The sequence below is a fragment of the Anaerocolumna sp. AGMB13020 genome, from assembly GCF_033100115.1.
GTDB lineage: Bacteria > Bacillota > Clostridia > Lachnospirales > Lachnospiraceae > Anaerocolumna.
Window position 1 is genome coordinate 2340590 of sequence record NZ_CP136910.1, and the last position, 23109, is coordinate 2363698.

The 23109-nt window shown below is 41.3% G+C and carries 9 protein-coding genes, 3 tRNA genes, 6 rRNA genes and 1 riboswitch; of the genes, 5 read left to right on the forward strand and 13 right to left on the reverse strand.

Features of this window, described 5'->3' with window-relative positions; translation table 11 throughout:
- The first annotated feature begins 338 nt into the window (after positions 1-338).
- On the forward strand, positions 339-989 hold the full coding sequence (locus R2R35_RS09295; protein ID WP_317734238.1) for a YczE/YyaS/YitT family protein: 651 nt from the start codon (positions 339-341) through the stop codon (positions 987-989).
- Positions 990-1053: 64 nt separating this feature from the next.
- Here R2R35_RS09295 and R2R35_RS24695 read toward each other — a convergent pair whose 3' ends face one another.
- Entirely contained in the window at positions 1054-1320 is a 267-nt protein-coding gene (locus tag R2R35_RS24695) for a DUF6783 domain-containing protein (RefSeq protein ID WP_442872278.1), read from the reverse strand.
- Positions 1321-1398: 78 nt separating this feature from the next.
- Positions 1399-1470, reverse strand: a tRNA-Gln gene (locus R2R35_RS09300).
- Between the two features lie 340 nt (positions 1471-1810).
- A riboswitch (cyclic di-GMP riboswitch) is annotated at positions 1811-1901 on the reverse strand.
- A gap of 214 nt (positions 1902-2115) precedes the next feature.
- Between R2R35_RS09300 and R2R35_RS09305 the strand changes: the two genes are divergently transcribed.
- On the forward strand, positions 2116-2568 hold the full coding sequence (locus R2R35_RS09305; protein ID WP_317734239.1) for an acyl-CoA thioesterase: 453 nt from the start codon (positions 2116-2118) through the stop codon (positions 2566-2568).
- Positions 2569-2583: 15 nt separating this feature from the next.
- Here the strand turns inward: R2R35_RS09305 and R2R35_RS09310 are convergent, their stop codons facing one another.
- Complete coding sequence (locus R2R35_RS09310) at positions 2584-4293, reverse strand: S8 family peptidase (protein WP_317734240.1); 1710 nt, start codon at positions 4291-4293, stop codon at positions 2584-2586.
- A gap of 210 nt (positions 4294-4503) precedes the next feature.
- Between R2R35_RS09310 and R2R35_RS09315 the strand changes: the two genes are divergently transcribed.
- Entirely contained in the window at positions 4504-5322 is an 819-nt protein-coding gene (locus R2R35_RS09315; RefSeq protein ID WP_317734241.1) for a glycerophosphodiester phosphodiesterase family protein, read from the forward strand.
- A gap of 1 nt (position 5323) precedes the next feature.
- On the opposite strand, the gene rhaD is transcribed toward R2R35_RS09315, so the two are convergent.
- The 6 genes from rhaD to R2R35_RS09345 all read right to left on the reverse strand — a co-directional run bounded on the left by rhaD (position 5324) and on the right by R2R35_RS09345 (position 14220).
- Positions 5324-6148: a rhamnulose-1-phosphate aldolase gene (rhaD, locus tag R2R35_RS09320; RefSeq protein WP_317734242.1), complete on the reverse strand. Its 825-nt coding sequence runs from the start codon at positions 6146-6148 to the stop codon at positions 5324-5326.
- Positions 6149-6697: 549 nt separating this feature from the next.
- Positions 6698-9597: ribosomal RNA gene (locus R2R35_RS09325) — 23S ribosomal RNA — on the reverse strand.
- Positions 9598-9819: 222 nt separating this feature from the next.
- Positions 9820-9888 (reverse strand) — tRNA-OTHER (locus R2R35_RS09330).
- A gap of 109 nt (positions 9889-9997) precedes the next feature.
- Positions 9998-10115, reverse strand: a 5S ribosomal RNA gene (gene rrf / locus R2R35_RS09335).
- Positions 10116-10237: 122 nt separating this feature from the next.
- Positions 10238-11770 (reverse strand): 16S ribosomal RNA (locus R2R35_RS09340).
- Together the 16S, 23S and 5S rRNA genes with 1 tRNA gene alongside form the textbook arrangement of a ribosomal RNA operon.
- A 1394-nt stretch (positions 11771-13164) precedes the next feature.
- Positions 13165-14220, reverse strand: a complete 1056-nt coding sequence (locus R2R35_RS09345) for a serine/threonine protein kinase (protein ID WP_317734243.1) — start codon at positions 14218-14220, stop codon at positions 13165-13167.
- A gap of 53 nt (positions 14221-14273) precedes the next feature.
- On the opposite strand from R2R35_RS09345, the gene R2R35_RS09350 reads away from it, so the two are divergent.
- Positions 14274-14735 carry a hypothetical protein gene (locus R2R35_RS09350; protein ID WP_317734244.1) on the forward strand — a complete coding sequence of 154 codons (462 nt, stop codon included), beginning with the start codon at positions 14274-14276 and terminating at the stop codon, positions 14733-14735.
- A 203-nt stretch (positions 14736-14938) separates the two neighbouring features.
- On the forward strand, positions 14939-15868 hold the full coding sequence (locus tag R2R35_RS09355; protein WP_317734245.1) for a hypothetical protein: 930 nt from the start codon (positions 14939-14941) through the stop codon (positions 15866-15868).
- 1469 nt (positions 15869-17337) lie between these two features.
- On the opposite strand, the gene R2R35_RS09360 is transcribed toward R2R35_RS09355, so the two are convergent.
- From R2R35_RS09360 to R2R35_RS09375, 4 genes are all read right to left on the reverse strand, one after another.
- Positions 17338-20237 (reverse strand): 23S ribosomal RNA (locus R2R35_RS09360).
- A 222-nt stretch (positions 20238-20459) separates the two neighbouring features.
- A tRNA-OTHER gene (locus R2R35_RS09365) sits at positions 20460-20528 on the reverse strand.
- Positions 20529-20565: 37 nt separating this feature from the next.
- A 5S ribosomal RNA gene (gene rrf, locus R2R35_RS09370) occupies positions 20566-20683 on the reverse strand.
- Between the two features lie 181 nt (positions 20684-20864).
- Positions 20865-22398, reverse strand: a 16S ribosomal RNA gene (locus R2R35_RS09375).
- Positions 22399-23109: the final 711 nt, after the last annotated feature.

The window sequence follows — 23109 nt, forward strand, 5'->3', positions numbered from 1 at the left end:
CAATTACCTGTCCCTTTCTTATAAGCTTTTGATTTATAAGTTGAGTCTTTATGTTCAATTTGCTGATTACAACACTGCCTTCTATTATATCATTAATCTTTGAATTTGTCAGTAAAATGCCTAGAATCTCCCCTTGTCCAGATCCTGGTGCTTTTACATTTTTTTTGCACTGTCCAATTCAGGAAAAAGTCTGTAAATACCTGTTTTAACCTGTGGCAAATGACACTACAGCAATTACCATATTGAATATAGATAGAATATTAATTATTTTTAAATAGACAAACAGAACATTTCTTTGTAAGATGCTAAATAGGTATTTACGACACTTGGAGGAACTTATGAAGACACAGATGAAATTTGACTTAAAAGACAAAAAAAGAATACTTGCCGTACTGGCTGCCGTTATCATAATGGGATTTTCACTATCCTTTCTCATCCGTCTGAACTTCGGTACAGACCCCTGCTCCAGCATGAACCTTGGTATCTCTAATAAACTGTCCTTATCCTTTGGAAGCTGGCAGGTTATCTTTAATTCCCTTTTATTTATTATTGTAATCTTATATGACCGTACACAAATAGGCTGGGGGACTTTAGCCAATATGCTTTTAGTAGGATACTGCGCTGACTTTTTCACCTGGCTGTTCAATCAGATTCTTCCGGCAGGTGCATTCCAAAGTCTGCTTATTCGTATAGCGGTTCTGCTTCCGGCACTGATACTCTTTATCCTTTCAGCGGCTGTCTATATGGCTGTGGATCTGGGTTCTGCTCCTTATGATGCAACTGTATTTATATTGGCCTCACGCTTTAGGCGGATTCCTTTTCGTGTAATCCGTATGGCTTGGGACCTAACGGCTTGTATCATTGGTTTCTTAATGGGCACTACTATCGGATTTATCACTGTTGCAATAGCCTTTTTACTTGGACCTGTAATAGCCTGGGTGAAGACCAGGCTGGATAAAGTATTTTTTCAGACAGCTCAGGCCAGCTGACAATACATGGTTTCAGCTATTTTTCATTCCAACTATAAAAGCCGTAGAATGGCATATCCGCTGACTATCGGATATGTCCAACTACGGCTTCTTTTATAAATCCATAACAGAATGCATTGCCATACCAAAAACAAATAATGCTTTGTTTCTTTCGTTTACCGTATTTCCACCTAGGGTGTGTCTGAAAACTGCTTGTGCCGGGCTGTATGTTCCACTTTGTGGGAGACAAGGCGTGATTTTGGGTGCGTAGTGGTGCTACGTTCCCAAAATTGCAACGCAGAATACCGCAAAGTGGGGCATTCAGAATGGTGCAATGAGTTTTCAGACACACCCTAGTAAGGTCGACCAGGATTTTCCGTTAAATTCATACATAAAAAAAATGAGTATCAAGGATACTCATTTCTAAGAGCTGGGCTACAAGGATTCGAACCTTGAGATGCTGGAGTCAGAGTCCAGTGCCTTACCGTTTGGCGATAGCCCAATATTCTTTTTTGTGTTTTTTCTGACAACCACTGTGTCAGCCACGAATGATATTATAACTCATTAAATAACAAAAGGCAAGTACTTTTTTAAAATTTTTTTATTTTTTTTAATTATTCAAATTGTTTATGCGGAATGCATTTTATGCCTGCAATACCTGCTATATTATGCCCCGTTTTCTGTAAATTATTGCTTATACAGGATAAGAGATTATGACAGCTCAATAATCCACCGGCATAATCTCTAAATATGCTCACTCCCCATAAGCATTATCCTGTATCGTTTAACTACTCACCCTCATCAATGTTAGTTAACACAAATTTGCATAAAAAAAGATCTCCTTCGGGAACTGGCTGCCATCTGAATAGGTTTACTCAGGAAGACCCTATAGTTTTGCGTCCCTGCTTTTCAACAGGTTTGCCTTTGTCGTTGAAACCAACGTTTTGCCGTTATCACTTTTTTTACTGTTATAGATTTTATCACATTTTTGCTGAAATGTAAACACTATTCTATTATTACCAAATATTTGTAATTCCAATTTATCTTTATCTAAATATACCACTTCTACTATTATTCCTGGGTCGTTAAGCGATTAAAAAGACATGACTTGTTATTATATATCAACTGTGTTACGATTTACAGAGAAATGAAAAGAAAGGATATTATCAAGCTTATGAGACCTTATGCAAGAAAAGCCCAATATTATGAAACCGACCAGATGGGTATCATTCACCATTCGAATTATCTACGCTGGTTTGAAGAAGCACGCATTGACTTTATGGAGCAGATGGGATTAAGTTATGCTTCCCTTGAGCAATTAGGTATTATGATTCCGGTTTTAAACATATCCTGTATTTATAAACAGCCTGTACGTTTTAACAACAGTATTCTTATACATTCTGTCATAAGCTCTTTTAATGGTATTAAAATGTCAATTACCTATACCATTACAGATGAGGAGGACAAGATTACATATTCTACAGGCGAAACAGAACACTGTTTTCTGAATAATTCCTTTAAACCGGTTTCCCTTAAAAGGGATTATCCTGAGGTCTTTGATATATTCAACAATTGGAAAAAAAGGAAGGCAGACGATTAACCCTCTGCACTTCCTCTATCCTGGTTCTCCTCTAAGGCTTATAAACGTATTATAGATGTCAATAATGCCATATCCCCACTCTCTGTTAGGATAGGTATTATTTGGATCTCTTCTGGCACCTCTTATCAAAAGGTTCTTGATTTCCACACTGTCAAGCTGCGAATAATAACCAGTTTGTATTCCCCACTGAAGTAACATTGCGGTTATACCTGCTGTATGGGCTGCTGCCAAGCTGGTTCCAGATCTTCTTCCATAGGTCCCTCCCGGCTCCGGCCCTACCAGATTTACTCCTGGCGCTGCAAGACTTGGATTTACGGCTCCCAGCCGTGTAAAGCCTCTCCCTGCCGGCAGAAACAGGCTGTTGTTCGTATGATCATAGGCAGTTACTATGATTGGTATAACTGTATTTCCCGGAGAGGTTATGGTAATAAAGGGATCCGGCTGAGTAAAATACGTTTCTGTGCCGATAAAGTCCCTAATCGGAAGCCATATATTGAATTCTGAATTCAAATCTCCACTGGAATATACCTTGAACCGCCAGATTCCTTCAGTGGGCTTGTCAAAATTTACAAGTATAAGCTGATCACCGGTCTGGGTTTCCAGTAAAAAATAGTCGACAAAAATAACCGTTTCTTCAAATATAAAACGGATTTCTCTGGATTCACCAATTCTTGCGGGTATTCTGGGTATGTACTCTCCTGTGGGGGATAAAATATCGATGGAGAAAGTTCCGGGAGCATTCCCCCATAGCTGCATGGAAAATCCTGAAACATTAGGACCTACCCTAAGCTCCACCATATTCGTCTGATCTCCGCCTCTATTTATGACACCTTTAAAATGATGACCCGAATTCCCTTCATTTCCAGCTGCTATGGATATTACAATCCCCGGCAGATCTGCTAATACAGACACATAACTTGGCAATGCTCCTCTTCCGTCATGGGAGCCTTGTGATGTTCCCAGTCCTATGCATATTGCTATCGGTTTAGAAAGTCTTCGTGCTACCTCCACCAGATAACGTATGCCGAACATAATATCATTTTCCTGGTAACTTACTGCATCTGCCGGAACACGGAAAAAACTTTTAGAACTCTGCTTTGCCTGCTTTAATTTGACTACCACAAGATCAGACATCGGTACTACCCCGGAGAAATTATTCTGAAGATTCGGTGTTCCGGCAGCAATCCCAGCCATAAATGTACCATGTCCTAATTCATCCGTTGTCGGTACTATGGACCTTGGATCAGCATTTGCCAGTGCCTCATTTATCTGTTCTCTGCTATATTCTGTTCCGTAATAATAGGTATCCGGATATGCTCCGCTTTGTATTGTCTGATCCCAGATTGATACGATTCTGGTAGTCCCATCTGCATTTCGAAAGGCTTCATGGGTATAATCAATTCCGGTATCGACAATTCCAATAAGAACGCCTTCCCCATTAAGCGCAAGATTAGGAACATTTCTCACCCGCACAACACCGGAGGCTTCCAGACTGCTAACATCCATTAAGCCGTATAGATTGGGAAAGATACCGTAACCATAAGAATGCATCAAATCATTGGTGGATACTGCTGTTGTTGGCATATATACGGCGGCATATGTATCATTTATAATATTATAACAGATATTAGGGAGTGAAGCTAAGGTATTAATATCTCTTCTATATTCAAAAATAAAATCGCTGTATTCTTCCCCTATTATCCAATCCCTGCAAATTTGGTCCAAAGTTATTTTCCCTCTAACTAAACTTATTTAAATATATGATTTGTAATCGGGTTTATTCTTTTTTAGATAAAACCATATAAAAATAACTATTGATAATTCAGCTTTAAATAATTGTAAAATTATTTCTGTTAGGATTGTAGCCTGCCTGATAGGGTGTTATAATATTTGAGACTATTGAATTCTATCAAAATGTTAGTCCTGGAGGAAATTATGTTGATTTATTTATGTCTGATACCGGTAGTGGTGATTCTGTTATACCTAATGGCTATTATGCCAAAATTATTCCGCAGAAAAGACTTCACACCGTTTCAAGGAACATATTATGCCCATAGAGGCCTGCACAATGACCCTGACAAGGTACCGGAAAATTCAATGGCTGCCTTTAAGCTTGCCGTCAAGAACAATTATGGAATAGAAATGGATGTACAATTATCAAAAGATAATATACCTGTGGTATTTCATGATTTTACACTTAAGAGAATGTGCCATATTAACAAGAAAGTCAGAGAATTAACTTTAAAAGAATTAAGGGAGCTCAAACTTCACCAATCCAAGGAAGGAATTCCAACCCTGCAGGAAGTGCTTGATATTGTCCAGGGTAAAGTACCCTTGATTGTTGAATTCAAGGTAGAATTACACGATACCTCAGTGTGTGATATTACAGCTCCTATGTTAGAAAACTACCAGGGAAAATACTGTATCGAATCTTTTAATCCTCTTGTACTGCTCTGGTATAGACGTAAGCGCCCTGACATTATAAGAGGTCAGCTGGCCAGTAATCTGATAAAAGATAAAGAAGTAGGAAGCTTTTCACTGTACTTTGTTCTTCAAAATCTCCTGCTTAATTTTATAACTAAGCCGGATTTTATATCCTACAATTATAAACACAGGAATATGCTTTCTTTGATTTTGTGTAAGCATTTCTACCGAACTCCGGCCTTTGCCTGGACCATTAAGAGTCAGGAAAGCCTGAATTTGAGCCGGAGCCGGTTTGATTACTTTATTTTTGATCAGTTTATTCCTCAATAAATTATTTCTCGTATAAAAATTCTTCCGGAAGTTCTACTTTAAAAGCCTCAGCCAAATCCCTGAAATTATCAGGTGTTATGGTCTGTCGCTTACCGGACATGGAGAATATCTTTACCAGTATTTCTGCTGATTTCTCAACTGTATGCATAAGACCAAAGGTTAAGTCGAAATCTTCACCGGAACAGAACATACCATGGTGTGCCCAGATGGCTACATCATATTTCTTCATTAATTCGCTGGTTGCTACCGCAATGTCCCTTCCGCCAGGAACCATCCAGTGTACCACACCAACACCTCTTGGGAACACTACAGGACACTCTGTAGCTGCTTCCCATAACTCTCTGGTAAACACCTTGTCGCTTAAAGGTAATACAAAAGTCAGGGCAATAATATTGGTAGTATGCGCATGATAAATAACTCTGTGTTTTCCGCCGGTTGCGGCCTTCTTAACTTCATGATTCATTAAATGAGTGGCAAGCTCACTGGTAGGAGTTCCTCCTTCTGCTAATCCCCATCTTATACGGTATCTTTCACCGGTTTCATCAATTTCTATAATAGTGATGCAAACCTCCGGATCTACACTGATATTTCTAAAATACTTCCCGCTTCCTGTTACAAGAAAGAATTCGCCGGCAAGTAAAGGAACACTTGTGCCAATGCTAAGCCACTCATCCTTATTGGAAAGTCTTGGTAATACCTCCATGACTTCTTCTTCTTTCAAGCGGTAAGAAAGATTACCTCCATTTCTTTCGTGCCAGCCCTGTTGAAAGCCGTCATCTGCCATCTTTATAAATCCTTTGACGAATTTCGTATCTAATATTTTCATATATTTATATTGGGATTGTGTTGTTTTCCCTTTCCTTTCCTTTTATTTTGTTGTTTTATGATTACATTATACTGCGTTACTGTTGCTTTGTAAATAAATCTTTTATTTAACAATCCTTCTCACTATAATACATAAAGCCATGCAATCCATATGAATTAGTAAAATTTATCTATTAACCCACTATAGAAAGCGTCAAATGGTTTATTATTTTGTTTCAGATTATAACCTTTAATCGTATTAAGTAAAAAGATATACAAAAATATTATTACATGGATTAGGATATTTGGCTCCCTGAAATTAATCATAGGTCTGTATTCATTATGATCAAGAGTGCGTAATCTCCAATCAGTATTTAATCCAGGTGATGAATGCAAGGTAACAGACACATGCTTTACCAGTATAACTATTATCATAAGGTATATACAAAAAACCTGTGAACTCAACTTTTTAAGCTGACCCACAGGCTCTCTTCTATTTATAAGACTTTCACAGTCTTTCATTCGATTTGTATCTTCAAAACTACACACTTTTTTGATTTCATCTAATCTTTAGGTCAAGCCCTCGACCTATTAGTATTAGTCAGCTGCATGCATTACTGCACTTCCACCTCTAACCTATCCACCTGATCGTCTTTCAGGGGTCTTACTGCATTCGCATGGGATATCTTATCTTAAGGGGGGCTTCACGCTTAGATGCCTTCAGCGTTTATCCCGTCCCGACTTGGCTACTCGGCCATGCACTTGGCAGTGCAACCGATACACCAGAGGTCAGTCCAACCCGGTCCTCTCGTACTAAGGTCAGCTCCTCTCAAATATCCTACGCCCGCGCCGGATAGGGACCGAACTGTCTCACGACGTTCTGAACCCAGCTCGCGTACCGCTTTAATGGGCGAACAGCCCAACCCTTGGGACCTAATACAGCCCCAGGATGCGATGAGCCGACATCGAGGTGCCAAACCACTCCGTCGATGTGAACTCTTGGGAGTGATAAGCCTGTTATCCCCAGGGTAGCTTTTATCCGTTGAGCGATGGCAATCCCACTTTATACCACCGGATCACTAAGTCCTACTTTCGTACCTGCTCCACCCGTCGGTGTCGCAGTCAAGCCCTCTTATGCCTTTGCACTCTGCGGATGGTTTCCGTCCATCCTGAGAGGACCTTTGAGCGCCTCCGATACCCTTTCGGAGGCGACCGCCCCAGTCAAACTCCCCACCTGACATTGTCCACTGCCCGGATCACGGGCACATGTTAGAAACCCAGTACTGCAAGGGTGGTATCCCAACAACGGCTCTGCGGCAACCGGAGTCACCGCTTCATAGCCTCCCACCTATCCTGTGCATGCAATACCGAATCCCAGTATCAAGCTAGAGTAAAGCTCCATGGGGTCTTTCCGTCCTGGCGCAGGTAACCAGCATCTTCACTGGTATTTCAATTTCACCGGGTGCATTGTCGAGACAGTGCCCAAATCATTACGCCTTTCGTGCGGGTCGGAACTTACCCGACAAGGAATTTCGCTACCTTAGGACCGTTATAGTTACGGCCGCCGTTTACTGGGGCTTAAGTTCAACGCTTCGGATTGCTCCTAACATCTCCCCTTAACCTTCCAGCACCGGGCAGGCGTCAGCCCATATACTTCACCTTACGGTTTTGCATAGACCTGTGTTTTTGCTAAACAGTTGCTTGGGCCAATTCTCTGCGGCCTGTATTTCTACAGGCACCCCTTCTCCCGAAGTTACGGGGTCATTTTGCCGAGTTCCTTAACAATGCTTCTCCCGTCGGCCTTAGGATTCTCTCCTCATCCACCTGTGTCGGTTTACGGTACGGGCTTATAAAAAACAATAGCGGCTTTTCTTGGCAGTGCCTCCATCAGCTTCCCTACTTATATTTCGGTCCACATCACGTCTTCCCATTATGGAACGGATTTTCCTGCTCCACTGGTACCTCGCTTGTACCGGGTATTCCTCACCCGGCTCTGACTTTGTCTCTGCGTCCCCACAGTTCTGTTTTTATAAGGTACAGGAATTTCAACCTGTTGTCCATCGACTACGTCTTTCGACCTCGCCTTAGGTCCCGACTTACCCAGAGCAGATCAGCTTTACTCTGGAAACCTTAGATATTCGGCCTGAAAGATTCTCACTTTCATCTCGCTACTCATTCCGGCATTCTCTCTTCTTATCCCTCCACGACTCCTTACGGTATCGCTTCGTCGGTATTAAGAATGCTCCTCTACCACAGTAGTATTCACTACTATCCACAGCTTCGGTGTCGTGTTTTAGCCCCGGACATTTTCGGCGCAGGACCTCTCGACTAGTGAGCTATTACGCACTCTTTTAATGTGTGGCTGCTTCTAAGCCAACATCCTAGTTGTTTTCGAAATCCCACATCCTTTTCCACTTAACACGCACTTTGGGACCTTAGCTGGTGGTCTGGGCTTTTTCCCTTTTGACTACCCAACTTATCTCGTGTAGTCTGACTCCTGGTCATCATCTATATGGCATTCGGAGTTTGATAATCTTCGGTAAGCTTTGACGCCCCCTAGGATATTCAGTGCTCTACCTCCATTAGACTAAACCAAGGCTAGCCCTAAAGCTATTTCGAGGAGAACCAGCTATCTCCGGGTTCGATTGGAATTTCTCCCCTACCCACACCTCATCACCACCCTTTTCAACGGATGTGTGTTCGGTCCTCCACCGCCTTTTACGGCAGCTTCAACCTGGACATGGGTAGATCACCCGGTTTCGGGTCTACTTTTACTGACTTATTCGCCCTATTCAGACTTGGTTTCCCTTCGGCTCCGAGTCTTAAACTCTTAACCTTGCCAGTAAACGTAACTCGCCGGACCGTTCTACAAAAAGTACGCGGTTCACCTGTAAATAGGTGTTCCACAGCTTGTAAACACAGGGTTTCAGGTTCTCTTTCACTCCCCTCCCGGGGTTCTTTTCACCTTTCCTTCACAGTACTATGCACTATCGGTCACTAAGTAGTATTTAGCCTTGGGGGGTGGTCCCCCCTAATTCCCACAAGGTTTCTCGTGTCTCGTGGTACTTCGGATCCCGCTCGCTGACTTCCGGTTTCGCATACGAGGCTTTCACTCTCTTTGGCTGGCTTTCCCAAAACCATTCTGCTACCTTTCATCTCACTTGTTGCGGTCCATAACCCCAGAAGATAAATCCTCTGGTTTAGGCTCTTTCCATTTCGCTCGCCACTACTCTGGAAATCGAGTTTTCTTTCTCTTCCTCCGGGTACTTAGATGTTTCAGTTCCCCGGGTTCCCTCTATTAAGCTATGTATTCACTTAATAGTAACGGAGGTTTGCTCCGTCAGGTTTCCCCATTCAGAAATCTGCGGGTCAAAGGATATTTGCTCCTCACCGCAGCTTATCGCAGCTTATCACGTCTTTCATCGGCTCTTAGTGCCAAGGCATCCACCCTGCGCTCTTATTAGCTTGACCTTCGCAGTCTTTCGACTGTTGTGTCTCAGTTCCACAAACTTGATATAATCTCCTTTGCTTCTTCTGTCTGCATTGTTTTTCCGTCTAGCGTGGCAAAAAAACAAACGCATATTTATTAGATGTCTTCAAATCAAATGTGTAGTTTTCAAGGTACAATTGTTTTGTTTCTCTCTTATATGTACTTTGACAATCTATTGATAGTCTGTACTCAAAGTTAAGAAACAGTGGTCTAATGAGAATTGAACTCATGCCCGCTGTTACCAGCTGCTCTTCCAATTAAGCTATAACCCTTTTATGAAACTCTATAAAGTAGTTTTTTTTATTATTACTTGACTTACTTAACTAGTTTTTATTAAACTCACTATATCTAACCTCATGTAAGTCATTTTAATATTTTATAATCCGGCAGCCACCTGCTCTCCCATACCGTCTCCAGTATAGTACCATCGGCCGCTTACGTCTTAACCATCGTGTTCGGGATGGGAACGGGTGTGTCCCATAAGCGCATCGCCACCGGAAACTTTTTGCTATTCAATTAATATACCGCAACCTCACTAACATCATTGCTATATATTTTGTAGTATCATTCAATACCACTTTGATAACTCAACAGTAAAACAACCCCTACTTACTTCCTTAGAAAGGAGGTGATCCAGCCGCACCTTCCGATACGGCTACCTTGTTACGACTTCACCCCAGTTATTGAACCTGCCTTCGGCTGCTCCCTCCTTACGGTTGGGTCACAGACTTCGGGCATTTCCAACTCCCATGGTGTGACGGGCGGTGTGTACAAGACCCGGGAACGTATTCACCGCGACATTCTGATTCGCGATTACTAGCGATTCCAGCTTCATGTAGTCGAGTTGCAGACTACAATCCGAACTGAGATGACCTTTTTGGGATTTGCTCACTCTCACGAGGCTGCTTCCCTTTGTAGTCACCATTGTAGCACGTGTGTAGCCCAGATCATAAGGGGCATGATGATTTGACGTCATCCCCGCCTTCCTCCAGGTTATCCCTGGCAGTCTCCCTAGAGTGCCCAGCCGAACTGCTGGCTACTAAGGATAAGGGTTGCGCTCGTTGCGGGACTTAACCCAACATCTCACGACACGAGCTGACGACAACCATGCACCACCTGTCTCCTCTGTCCCGAAGGAAAGGACCGGTTAAGATCCGGTCAGAGGGATGTCAAGACCTGGTAAGGTTCTTCGCGTTGCTTCGAATTAAACCACATGCTCCACCGCTTGTGCGGGTCCCCGTCAATTCCTTTGAGTTTCATTCTTGCGAACGTACTCCCCAGGTGGAATACTTAATGCGTTTGCGACGGCACCGAAGGTCTTTTGACCCCCAACACCTAGTATTCATCGTTTACGGCGTGGACTACCAGGGTATCTAATCCTGTTTGCTCCCCACGCTTTCGAGCCTCAACGTCAGTTACAGTCCAGTAAGCCGCCTTCGCCACTGGTGTTCCTCCTAATATCTACGCATTTCACCGCTACACTAGGAATTCCACTTACCTCTCCTGCACTCTAGCAACATAGTTTCAAATGCAGTCCCGGGGTTGAGCCCCGGGCTTTCACATCTGACTTACATCACCGTCTACGCTCCCTTTACACCCAGTAAATCCGGATAACGCTTGCCCCCTACGTATTACCGCGGCTGCTGGCACGTAGTTAGCCGGGGCTTCTTAGTCAGGTACCGTCATTTTTTCGTCCCTGCTGATAGAGCTTTACATACCGAAATACTTCTTCACTCACGCGGCGTCGCTGCATCAGGGTTTCCCCCATTGTGCAATATTCCCCACTGCTGCCTCCCGTAGGAGTTTGGGCCGTGTCTCAGTCCCAATGTGGCCGTTCACTCTCTCAAGCCGGCTACTGATCGTTGCCTTGGTAGGCCGTTACCCCACCAACTAGCTAATCAGACGCGGGTCCATCTTACACCGATAAATCTTTTCACACGATGCCATGCAGCACTGTGCGCTTATGCGGTATTAGCAGCCGTTTCCGGCTGTTATCCCCCTGTGTAAGGCAGGTTACCCACGCGTTACTCACCCGTCCGCCACTAAGTTCATAAGCTTCCATCCGAAGACTTCCGCTTATAAACTCCGTTCGACTTGCATGTGTTAAGCACGCCGCCAGCGTTCATCCTGAGCCAGGATCAAACTCTCAAATTAAAGTTTAATCGTTTTCAGAATTAACATTGGCTTTTCAAATCTAAGATTTGAACAATTGTTATTTCCGGTAGAACAACATAAGTTGTACTACTTTTTTACTGTTTTAAGGTTGTATCATTGCTGATACTGTTCTTTTTCAATCATTAAGACCGGAGTCTTAAATCCTAAATGAAATTTATAAGAAAATTTCAGGGTTGTTTTACTGTTCAGTTATCAATGTTCAATTTGCTCTTCCAAGCAGCTTATCCACTTCTTTTCAGCAGTTGTTCCTGCTTACTCTGTTTCTTTGTGTTAGCAGCTCGTCGGTGCTTTATTACTATATCACAGCGTTTATTGTTTGTCAACTCTTTTTTTTAGTTTTTTTTATCAATTATTTTCTTCAATTGTTTGTCAATATATGGACAATTTTTTGAATTTTCAATCAATTAAACTATCAAATACTAAAGTAAATCGACAACTTCACAACAACTCTTAAATCCTTACGACTTAATCTACTGTATATGCACTCAAGTGAGCTTAGTCATAATAACATATTTATTATTGTGTGTCAACAGTAAATAATTTTTATTATTCTCTAAATATTTAGTGTTGTCTTCCTAACGCAGGTATATAGGATACCACCCTTCAGCAACAATGTCAACTGTTTTCATAATAATAATTATTATAAATTAAAGAATTGCTTCAACCTCCTTTAACAATGTCTATAAGCATCACACCATCTTTAAATAATTACTGGTATTGAATTATTACTACAAATTAAGAACTAACTTTTCAAATGAGCGCTCCAGCAATAATTGGATGGCAGCTTCTACAATTAAATGAATTCTTTAAATAATTCTGAGATTAGCAAAAAATCAGTATAAAAGTTTGGTTTATACAACGCAATCGCAACTTATAACACTTCCGTTTAATTTGATATGCTAGATATGGATTTCTTCTGAAAATTTCAGAGAAAGTGGATTAAATTAAACCATATTGTCTGCATTTCTCATAATCTTAGCAATAAAAATTCTTATACAATATCCTTCAAAAATAAAGAAAGCTTCACTATATTCAGTTGCCTCTAATCGATCAGTAAAGTCTATGAACACAACTTCAGATTCCATAAGGACAATTAAATTAACTGTATACTATATCTATAAATTTCATTACTTAAAAAAAGTTGCATAATAAAGATAGGACAAATCCTTCTTAGCTACTCAACATACTTATGTGATTATTCACTTCCTCTATTTTTGTAAATTTTCTTGTATTGCATATGCTTACTTACGTTCTTCTAACCATATTTATAAGAAGCTGTCTTTTTGTAATTTTATGTTTTTAAAAAACAAATAATTTTACCACCTTAATGGTGGCAAAATTATTTGTTTTTTTATGTTATAATAATTTTACTCTTACAAAAAGGATTCGATAATTATTAGTATAATCGTTAGCATAAAAATAAACATTATATCCAGAATTATTATACCGAAGTAATGTACGATACGGTTTTTATGTTTGCATAAGGGTATTATATTTTGAACATTTAAATAGTTGGTACTTGTAAAAACAATAAATAATAACATCAACAAACAAAAAATTCTTTCGACCCAAAGAACAATACCTGCTACGTTTGGTATTTCTATTGTTAAACATACAAAAAAAATTAATAAATATCCTAGGGTGCCTAACATCATTCGCCAAGGAGAACGGGTACGAAATCCAGGTGGAATAAGCAATTTCCACATTTCAATTTGAAGAAAGTTACCCGCTGGTTTGATCCATAGCTTTTTCAGCAGCTCTGAAACAGACTTAAATCTGTCTGACGGATTAATCTGCATACATTTTACAATTAAATTATCAAATTTATGGGTTTGTATTTTTAATGAAGATGTTAGTTCCTTTAATAGCACACCAATAGCATAAATATCCGTTTGTTGTGTTGAAGAGCCAAAACCATACTGTTCCGGAGCGGCATAGCCTTTGGTCCCTAATAAGACAGTATCGGGTACCTTTATGTCTGTAAAGTACTTGGCTGCATTGAAATCTAAAAGAACAACACGATTATGTGGTGCTATTATAATATTGGATGGCTTAATATCTCTATGTATGATTGGCGGATTCAAGTTATGCAGCTTGCTTAATATTTTGCAAAGTTCTTTGATGTAGTAATTTATGTCACTCTGCACTAAAGAACAGGTATCAATTTTTTCCTGTAATGTTTCTCCCGAAATGTACTCCTCAATCACTGTGAGGGAGGAATCCTCTTCGTAAAGTTCTATGATTTGTGGTATTCCCTCTATGGGTGTTGCTTGTAGTTGCTGATAAATGTTTGCATTGTAGATGTACAGTTTTTTCTTTATAAATACTTTTTTTGTTTCCTGATGCTGTACAACATATACTTGATGTTCATCATTCAGGGTTGCAATATTTTTATAATATGAAATGGATAAGCGTTTTGAGAAATCCATGAAATCATCCTTTCGTCAATAGATAAATATATTATATCAGATTGGAGTCACTTATGAATGAAAAAAATACGCAAGAATTAGAGTCTATCTTAGGAAGTACTCATTCTAGAAATTTTGATATGTTTCGGAAAAATAATAAAGAAAGCTTACTGGATGAAAATGATGCATTTAGTATCTATGTTAAAAACCTCCTTAAAGCGAAGGGTTTAACACAACAAATTGTATTTTTAAAAGCAGATATTCCAGAAAGATATGGATATAAACTTTTATCGGGAGAAAAGCATACAAAACAGCGGGATATCATTTTGAGAATATGTTATGCTGCTGAGTTTACATCTGAGGAAACCCAGCAGGCACTTAAGAAATATAAGATGCCACCACTATATCCCAAACTTCCAAGAGATGCTCTTTTGCTGATTATTTTTAACGAACGGCCAAAAAGCATCATCGATGTGAATAGCTTACTGAAGCAAAATGGCTTTAGCCCATTAAGGACAAGTGGTTTGCAAGAATAAAACAAATATTTAATAGGTAATAATACAGCAAGTTTATTGAAGAGTTTCCTTACTGCTTTTATTTTTCAGTTGCTATGGAATTCCTTCGGATTAACACCTATTGCCAAAGGAACATTTGACTTATGGGATACTTAGGTTGAATTTCTAGCTGAGGTAATTGCTGTTCTTATTATAAAATTACTTTTTACAGGAGAGAAAAAAATATGAAAAAGAAAAGAAAATGGACCGCTATTTTATTATGCCTGGGGTTATTTGCATCAATGGCCACAGGATGCGGCTCCTCTGAACCGAGTGAAACAAAGAATGTTGTTGCTTCTGAAAAACCTGAAGTCTCTGGTGACGAGACAACTAATGATGCGACAGAAGAAGCCAAAGATTCAAGTAATGAAGCTGTTACAATTGAAAAACAGGTTCTTGTTAACCAGGATGATATCGTTATAACAGCGTCTGAGTATACAACAGATGCTATATGGGGAGATGGAATTAAGCTACTCATTGAAAATAATTCTGACAAGAATGTTACTGTAAGCACTAATGCATTAATCGTAAATAATTATATGATTTCAGATATATTTGTAGCGGAAGTTGCAGCCGGTAAGAAATCAAACGAAACAATGTACTTATCTAGCACCACTTTAGAGGCTGCTGGTATTGATTCTGTCGGACAGGTAGAGATTTATTTTCATGTATATGACAGTGCTTCCTATGAAGATATCATAAACACAGATGTTGTGACCATTCAAACATCAAAATATGCAAATATGGACACCACCTCAAATGATGCCGGTACGGAGCTTTACAACGAGGGGGGAATAAGAATTGTAGGTAAGACAGTTGATGAGAATAGCATTTGGGGAACCGCTATTTTGCTATACATGGAGAATACTTCCGGAACTAATGTAGGCATACAATGCACAAATATGTCAATCAATGGATTTATGATGACTCCCTACTTCTCTTGCAATGTATACGATGGTAAGAAATCCATTAATGAAATTACAATTATGTCCAATGAGTTAGAGGAGAATGGAATCGAGAGTATTGATGAGGTTGAATTACAATTTAATATTTTTGATGTAAATACTTTTGAAACAATCGCAGATTCAGATCCTATCACATTTTCTGCAAAATAAATTGCAGGAGATTTGAGATAAATGAAAAGTTAATATAAAATCTCAACAAGTAGTACAATAATTTTGTGTCACGGTAATAAAAACCACCTTCCAAGTAAGCGTTAGATATGAATACTCTCACTTGGAAGGTGGTTTTTATATGAATATTACTGAAAATTCCTTTAAATTATTGGATTATATGGTTGTATAAATAAATATGTCCTTTGATATAGATCTCTTGTAACGACAGTTTGTGAGGATACATTTGCTTTCCTTAATAATATGCATATGGGACAGTGATATTCAATTTAGAAAATCACAAAATTCGATATCCGTGATTTCAGAAATCTAAAAATGCTGAAGAATTTCTAAAACCCTATTCTATCTGGCTATCATTTCCCATAATGGGTCATAGACTCATTCCTCAATGAAAAAAATCATATCCAAATACCATCCAGGTCAATAATCGATTATCTTCTAAAAACTTATCTGAAGCTGTAGAAAAAAATATATATCGTTTATTTCCGCTCCAAGTGGTTTTCGGTTGTTCCATCAACTACAACACAAAATGCAGAAATACAGGTACTTTATTATACAAGGAAGGGATCCGAAAGATACGTTTTGCCAAAAATCGTTCAGTGTAGGATTACAATACATGTGTTACAACTAAAAGAGTAATAAAATACGGAAACGTCTCTCTTGTGTTACATTCTGGTCATCACAGCAATAATAACAACAAGGAGCATTTCCCCATGGCGTTTTGCATAGAAAAACGTTCAGAAGGTCATTCAACTACACTACCACTAGCAGATATTTATCAATTCCAGGAGGCGAAATCCCAGAGTTACAAGAAAATGTATTGAACGGAAAGTATATCTAGCAAATAAAAGGACTAACACCTATACAGTACAAAGCACACAGTACGAAGCTGCTTTAAGAAATATGCTATATTGGGTAAACTATACACTCGCCTAAAATATTTCACAGAATAGTCTTCTCACAAAGAAATAGTGAACTGGATTTATCGATAGACGTAGCGTCTATTTTGCAGGTAGATAAGCTAGATCAGACTATTTATATGGATGTAAAAAGATCTACCTGTCAGATAAATGGCTCTGATTATGAATATATTACTGAATTAGCCAAAGAAAGCGTAAATAAAGTTAGCTTATAATATACTATATGGAAAGAAATGTTTTTTACTACTCAAAGCAAAATTTCTTTTAAAGAAGGATTTTTTAAGAACTAACATTGGAAAAGAACCTATGGTGGGCTTACATTATAAGGTTAGAGCACCTATCAAATTAGTCAAAAGTCAATACCAACTAATTTTCAGGTATATATATTATCATATAAACAGAAAAACAAAAGCCTGTGAACTCAACTTTTTAAGTTGACCCACAGGCTCTCTTCTATTTATAAGACCTTCACAGTCCTTCATTCGATTTGTATCTTCAAAACTACACACTTTTTTGATTTCATCTAATCTTTAGGTCAAGCCCTCGACCTATTAGTATTAGTCAGCTACATGCATTACTGCACTTCCACCTCTAACCTATCCACCTGATCGTCTTTCAGGGGTCTTACTGCATTCGCATGGGATATCTTATCTTAAGGGGGGCTTCACGCTTAGATGCCTTCAGCGTTTATCCCGTCCCGACTTGGCTACTCGGCCATGCACTTGGCAGTGCAACCGATACACCAGAGGTCAGTCCAACCCGGTCCTCTCGTACTAAGGTCAGCTCCTCTCAAATATCCTACGCCCGCGCCGGATAGGGACCGAACTGTCTCACGACGTTCTGAACCCAGCTCGCGTACCGCTTTAATGGGCGAACAGCCCAACCCTTGGGACCTAATACAGCCCCAGGATGCGATGAGCCGACATCGAGGTGCCAAACCACTCCGTCGATGTGAACTCTTGGGAGTGATAAGCCTGTTATCCCCAGGGTAGCTTTTATCCGTTGAGCGATGGCAATCCCACTTTATACCACCGGATCACTAAGTCCTACTTTCGTACCTGCTCCACCCGTCGGTGTCGCAGTCAAGCCCTCTTATGCCTTTGCACTCTGCGGATGGTTTCCGTCCATCCTGAGAGGACCTTTGAGCGCCTCCGATACCCTTTCGGAGGCGACCGCCCCAGTCAAACTCCCCACCTGACATTGTCCACTGCCCGGATCACGGGCACATGTTAGAAACCCAGTACTGCAAGGGTGGTATCCCAACAACGGCTCTGCGGCAACCGGAGTCACCGCTTCATAGCCTCCCACCTATCCTGTGCATGCAATACCGAATCCCAGTATCAAGCTAGAGTAAAGCTCCATGGGGTCTTTCCGTCCTGGCGCAGGTAACCAGCATCTTCACTGGTATTTCAATTTCACCGGGTGCATTGTCGAGACAGTGCCCAAATCATTACGCCTTTCGTGCGGGTCGGAACTTACCCGACAAGGAATTTCGCTACCTTAGGACCGTTATAGTTACGGCCGCCGTTTACTGGGGCTTAAGTTCAACGCTTCGGATTGCTCCTAACATCTCCCCTTAACCTTCCAGCACCGGGCAGGCGTCAGCCCATATACTTCACCTTACGGTTTTGCATAGACCTGTGTTTTTGCTAAACAGTTGCTTGGGCCAATTCTCTGCGGCCTGTATTTCTACAGGCACCCCTTCTCCCGAAGTTACGGGGTCATTTTGCCGAGTTCCTTAACAATGCTTCTCCCGTCGGCCTTAGGATTCTCTCCTCATCCACCTGTGTCGGTTTACGGTACGGGCTTATAAAAAACAATAGCGGCTTTTCTTGGCAGTGCCTCCATCAGCTTCCCTACTTATATTTCGGTCCACATCACGTCTTCCCATTATGGAACGGATTTTCCTGCTCCACTGGTACCTCGCTTGTACCGGGTATTCCTCACCCGGCTCTGACTTTGTCTCTGCGTCCCCACAGTTCTGTTTTTATAAGGTACAGGAATTTCAACCTGTTGTCCATCGACTACGTCTTTCGACCTCGCCTTAGGTCCCGACTTACCCAGAGCAGATCAGCTTTACTCTGGAAACCTTAGATATTCGGCCTGAAAGATTCTCACTTTCATCTCGCTACTCATTCCGGCATTCTCTCTTCTTATCCCTCCACGACTCCTTACGGTATCGCTTCGTCGGTATTAAGAATGCTCCTCTACCACAGTAGTATTCACTACTATCCACAGCTTCGGTGTCGTGTTTTAGCCCCGGACATTTTCGGCGCAGGACCTCTCGACTAGTGAGCTATTACGCACTCTTTTAATGTGTGGCTGCTTCTAAGCCAACATCCTAGTTGTTTTCGAAATCCCACATCCTTTTCCACTTAACACGCACTTTGGGACCTTAGCTGGTGGTCTGGGCTTTTTCCCTTTTGACTACCCAACTTATCTCGTGTAGTCTGACTCCTGGTCATCATCTATATGGCATTCGGAGTTTGATAATCTTCGGTAAGCTTTGACGCCCCCTAGGATATTCAGTGCTCTACCTCCATTAGACTAAACCAAGGCTAGCCCTAAAGCTATTTCGAGGAGAACCAGCTATCTCCGGGTTCGATTGGAATTTCTCCCCTACCCACACCTCATCACCACCCTTTTCAACGGATGTGTGTTCGGTCCTCCACCGCCTTTTACGGCAGCTTCAACCTGGACATGGGTAGATCACCCGGTTTCGGGTCTACTTTTACTGACTTATTCGCCCTATTCAGACTTGGTTTCCCTTCGGCTCCGAGTCTTAAACTCTTAACCTTGCCAGTAAACGTAACTCGCCGGACCGTTCTACAAAAAGTACGCGGTTCACCTGTAAATAGGTGTTCCACAGCTTGTAAACACAGGGTTTCAGGTTCTCTTTCACTCCCCTCCCGGGGTTCTTTTCACCTTTCCTTCACAGTACTATGCACTATCGGTCACTAAGTAGTATTTAGCCTTGGGGGGTGGTCCCCCCTAATTCCCACAAGGTTTCTCGTGTCTCGTGGTACTTCGGATCCCGCTCGCTGACTTCCGGTTTCGCATACGAGGCTTTCACTCTCTTTGGCTGGCTTTCCCAAAACCATTCTGCTACCTTTCATCTCACTTGTTGCGGTCCATAACCCCAGAAGATAAATCCTCTGGTTTAGGCTCTTTCCATTTCGCTCGCCACTACTCTGGAAATCGAGTTTTCTTTCTCTTCCTCCGGGTACTTAGATGTTTCAGTTCCCCGGGTTCCCTCTATTAAGCTATGTATTCACTTAATAGTAACGGAGGTTTGCTCCGTCAGGTTTCCCCATTCAGAAATCTGCGGGTCAAAGGATATTTGCTCCTCACCGCAGCTTATCGCAGCTTATCACGTCTTTCATCGGCTCTTAGTGCCAAGGCATCCACCCTGCGCTCTTATTAGCTTGACCTTCGCAGTCTTTCGACTGTTGTGTCTCAGTTCCACAAACTTGATATAATCTCCTTTGCTTCTTCTGTCTGCATTGTTTTTCCGTCTAGCGTGACAAAAAAACAAACGCATATTTATTAGATGTCTTCAAATCAAATGTGTAGTTTTCAAGGTACAATTGTTTTGTTTCTCTCTTATATGTACTTTGACAATCTATTGATAGTCCGTACTCAAAGTTAAGAAACAGTGGTCTAATGAGAATTGAACTCATGCCCGCTGTTACCAGCTGCTCTTCCAATTAAGCTATAACCCTTTTATGAAGCTAACTACAAGGTAGTTATTTTTTTATAATCCGGCAGCCACCTGCTCTCCCATACCGTCTCCAGTATAGTACCATCGGCCGCTTACGTCTTAACCATCGTGTTCGGGATGGGAACGGGTGTGTCCCATAAGCGCATCGCCACCGGAAATTTTTTGTTATCTTTCCCCGTAGGGCCAGGTTTTATATAGTAGCACATTTATTTTTCAATGTCAACCTGTTTTTTCATTTAATTGTTACTCTTTTTTCAAGTGACAATCTTTAAAGATCTCACATAGTGAAATCAATTTGATAACTCAACAGTAAAACAACCCCTACTTACTTCCTTAGAAAGGAGGTGATCCAGCCGCACCTTCCGATACGGCTACCTTGTTACGACTTCACCCCAGTTATTGAACCTGCCTTCGGCTGCTCCCTCCTTACGGTTGGGTCACAGACTTCGGGCATTTCCAACTCCCATGGTGTGACGGGCGGTGTGTACAAGACCCGGGAACGTATTCACCGCGACATTCTGATTCGCGATTACTAGCGATTCCAGCTTCATGTAGTCGAGTTGCAGACTACAATCCGAACTGAGATGACCTTTTTGGGATTTGCTCACTCTCACGAGGCTGCTTCCCTTTGTAGTCACCATTGTAGCACGTGTGTAGCCCAGATCATAAGGGGCATGATGATTTGACGTCATCCCCGCCTTCCTCCAGGTTATCCCTGGCAGTCTCCCTAGAGTGCCCAGCCGAACTGCTGGCTACTAAGGATAAGGGTTGCGCTCGTTGCGGGACTTAACCCAACATCTCACGACACGAGCTGACGACAACCATGCACCACCTGTCTCCTCTGTCCCGAAGGAAAGGATCGGTTAAGATCCGGTCAGAGGGATGTCAAGACCTGGTAAGGTTCTTCGCGTTGCTTCGAATTAAACCACATGCTCCACCGCTTGTGCGGGTCCCCGTCAATTCCTTTGAGTTTCATTCTTGCGAACGTACTCCCCAGGTGGAATACTTAATGCGTTTGCGACGGCACCGAAGGTCTTTTGACCCCCAACACCTAGTATTCATCGTTTACGGCGTGGACTACCAGGGTATCTAATCCTGTTTGCTCCCCACGCTTTCGAGCCTCAACGTCAGTTACAGTCCAGTAAGCCGCCTTCGCCACTGGTGTTCCTCCTAATATCTACGCATTTCACCGCTACACTAGGAATTCCACTTACCTCTCCTGCACTCTAGCAACATAGTTTCAAATGCAGTCCCGGGGTTGAGCCCCGGGCTTTCACATCTGACTTACATCACCGTCTACGCTCCCTTTACACCCAGTAAATCCGGATAACGCTTGCCCCCTACGTATTACCGCGGCTGCTGGCACGTAGTTAGCCGGGGCTTCTTAGTCAGGTACCGTCATTTTTTCGTCCCTGCTGATAGAGCTTTACATACCGAAATACTTCTTCACTCACGCGGCGTCGCTGCATCAGGGTTTCCCCCATTGTGCAATATTCCCCACTGCTGCCTCCCGTAGGAGTTTGGGCCGTGTCTCAGTCCCAATGTGGCCGTTCACTCTCTCAAGCCGGCTACTGATCGTTGCCTTGGTAGGCCGTTACCCCACCAACTAGCTAATCAGACGCGGGTCCATCTTACACCGATAAAATCTTTTCACACGATGCCATGCAGCACTGTGCGCTTATGCGGTATTAGCAGCCGTTTCCGGCTGTTATCCCCCTGTGTAAGGCAGGTTACCCACGCGTTACTCACCCGTCCGCCACTAAGTTCATAAGCTTCCATCCGAAGACTTCCGCTTATAAACTCCGTTCGACTTGCATGTGTTAAGCACGCCGCCAGCGTTCATCCTGAGCCAGGATCAAACTCTCAAATTAAAGTTTAATCGTTTTCAGAATTAACATTGGCTTTTCAAATCTAAGATTTGAACAATTGTTATTTCCGGTAGAACAACATAAGTTGTACTACTTTTTTACTGTTTTAAGGTTGTATCATTTCTGATACTGTTCTTTTTCAATCATTAAGACCGGAGTCTTAAATCTTGAATGAAATTTATAAGAAAATTTCAGGGTTGTTTTACTGTTCAGTTATCAATGTTCAATTTGCTCTTCCAAGCAGCTTATCCACTTCTTTTCAGCAGTTGTACCTGCTTACTCTGTTTCTTTGTGTTAGCAGCTCGTCGGTGCTTTATTACTATATCACAGCGTTTATTGTTTGTCAACTCTTTTTTAAAAGTTTTTTTATCATTCTTTTCAGTTAATTGTTTATAAAAATTTGACAATTTACAAAAATGTTTTTAAACTTTTTATTTTGTAGACAAATTTATTTTCATTTAATCACAATTACGATTTTAATTCATTATGATTTAATCCACTGTGTTTAGCTCTTCAAGTGAGCTTAACCATACTAACACATTTTTCATTGTGTGTCAACAACAAATAATAAATGTTATTTTCTGATTATTTGGCGTTATTTTTCTAACGCAGATGTATAGGATACCACCCTCCCCCAGAAATGTCAACAGTTTTTATAAACTAAATTAATCTTCTATGATATTGTAATATTTCGCATATGTTATTGCATATTTG

Coding starts and splice junctions, on each gene's coding strand:
- R2R35_RS09295 (WP_317734238.1), top strand. CDS start 339: ATGAAGACACAGATGAAATTTGACTTAAAAGACAAAAAAAGAATACTT.
- R2R35_RS09305 (WP_317734239.1), top strand. CDS start 2,116: ATGAAAAGAAAGGATATTATCAAGCTTATGAGACCTTATGCAAGAAAA.
- R2R35_RS09315 (WP_317734241.1), top strand. CDS start 4,504: ATGTTGATTTATTTATGTCTGATACCGGTAGTGGTGATTCTGTTATAC.
- rhaD (WP_317734242.1), bottom strand. CDS start 6,148: ATGAAAATATTAGATACGAAATTCGTCAAAGGATTTATAAAGATGGCA.
- R2R35_RS09345 (WP_317734243.1), bottom strand. CDS start 14,220: ATGGATTTCTCAAAACGCTTATCCATTTCATATTATAAAAATATTGCA.
- R2R35_RS09350 (WP_317734244.1), top strand. CDS start 14,274: ATGAATGAAAAAAATACGCAAGAATTAGAGTCTATCTTAGGAAGTACT.
- R2R35_RS09355 (WP_317734245.1), top strand. CDS start 14,939: ATGAAAAAGAAAAGAAAATGGACCGCTATTTTATTATGCCTGGGGTTA.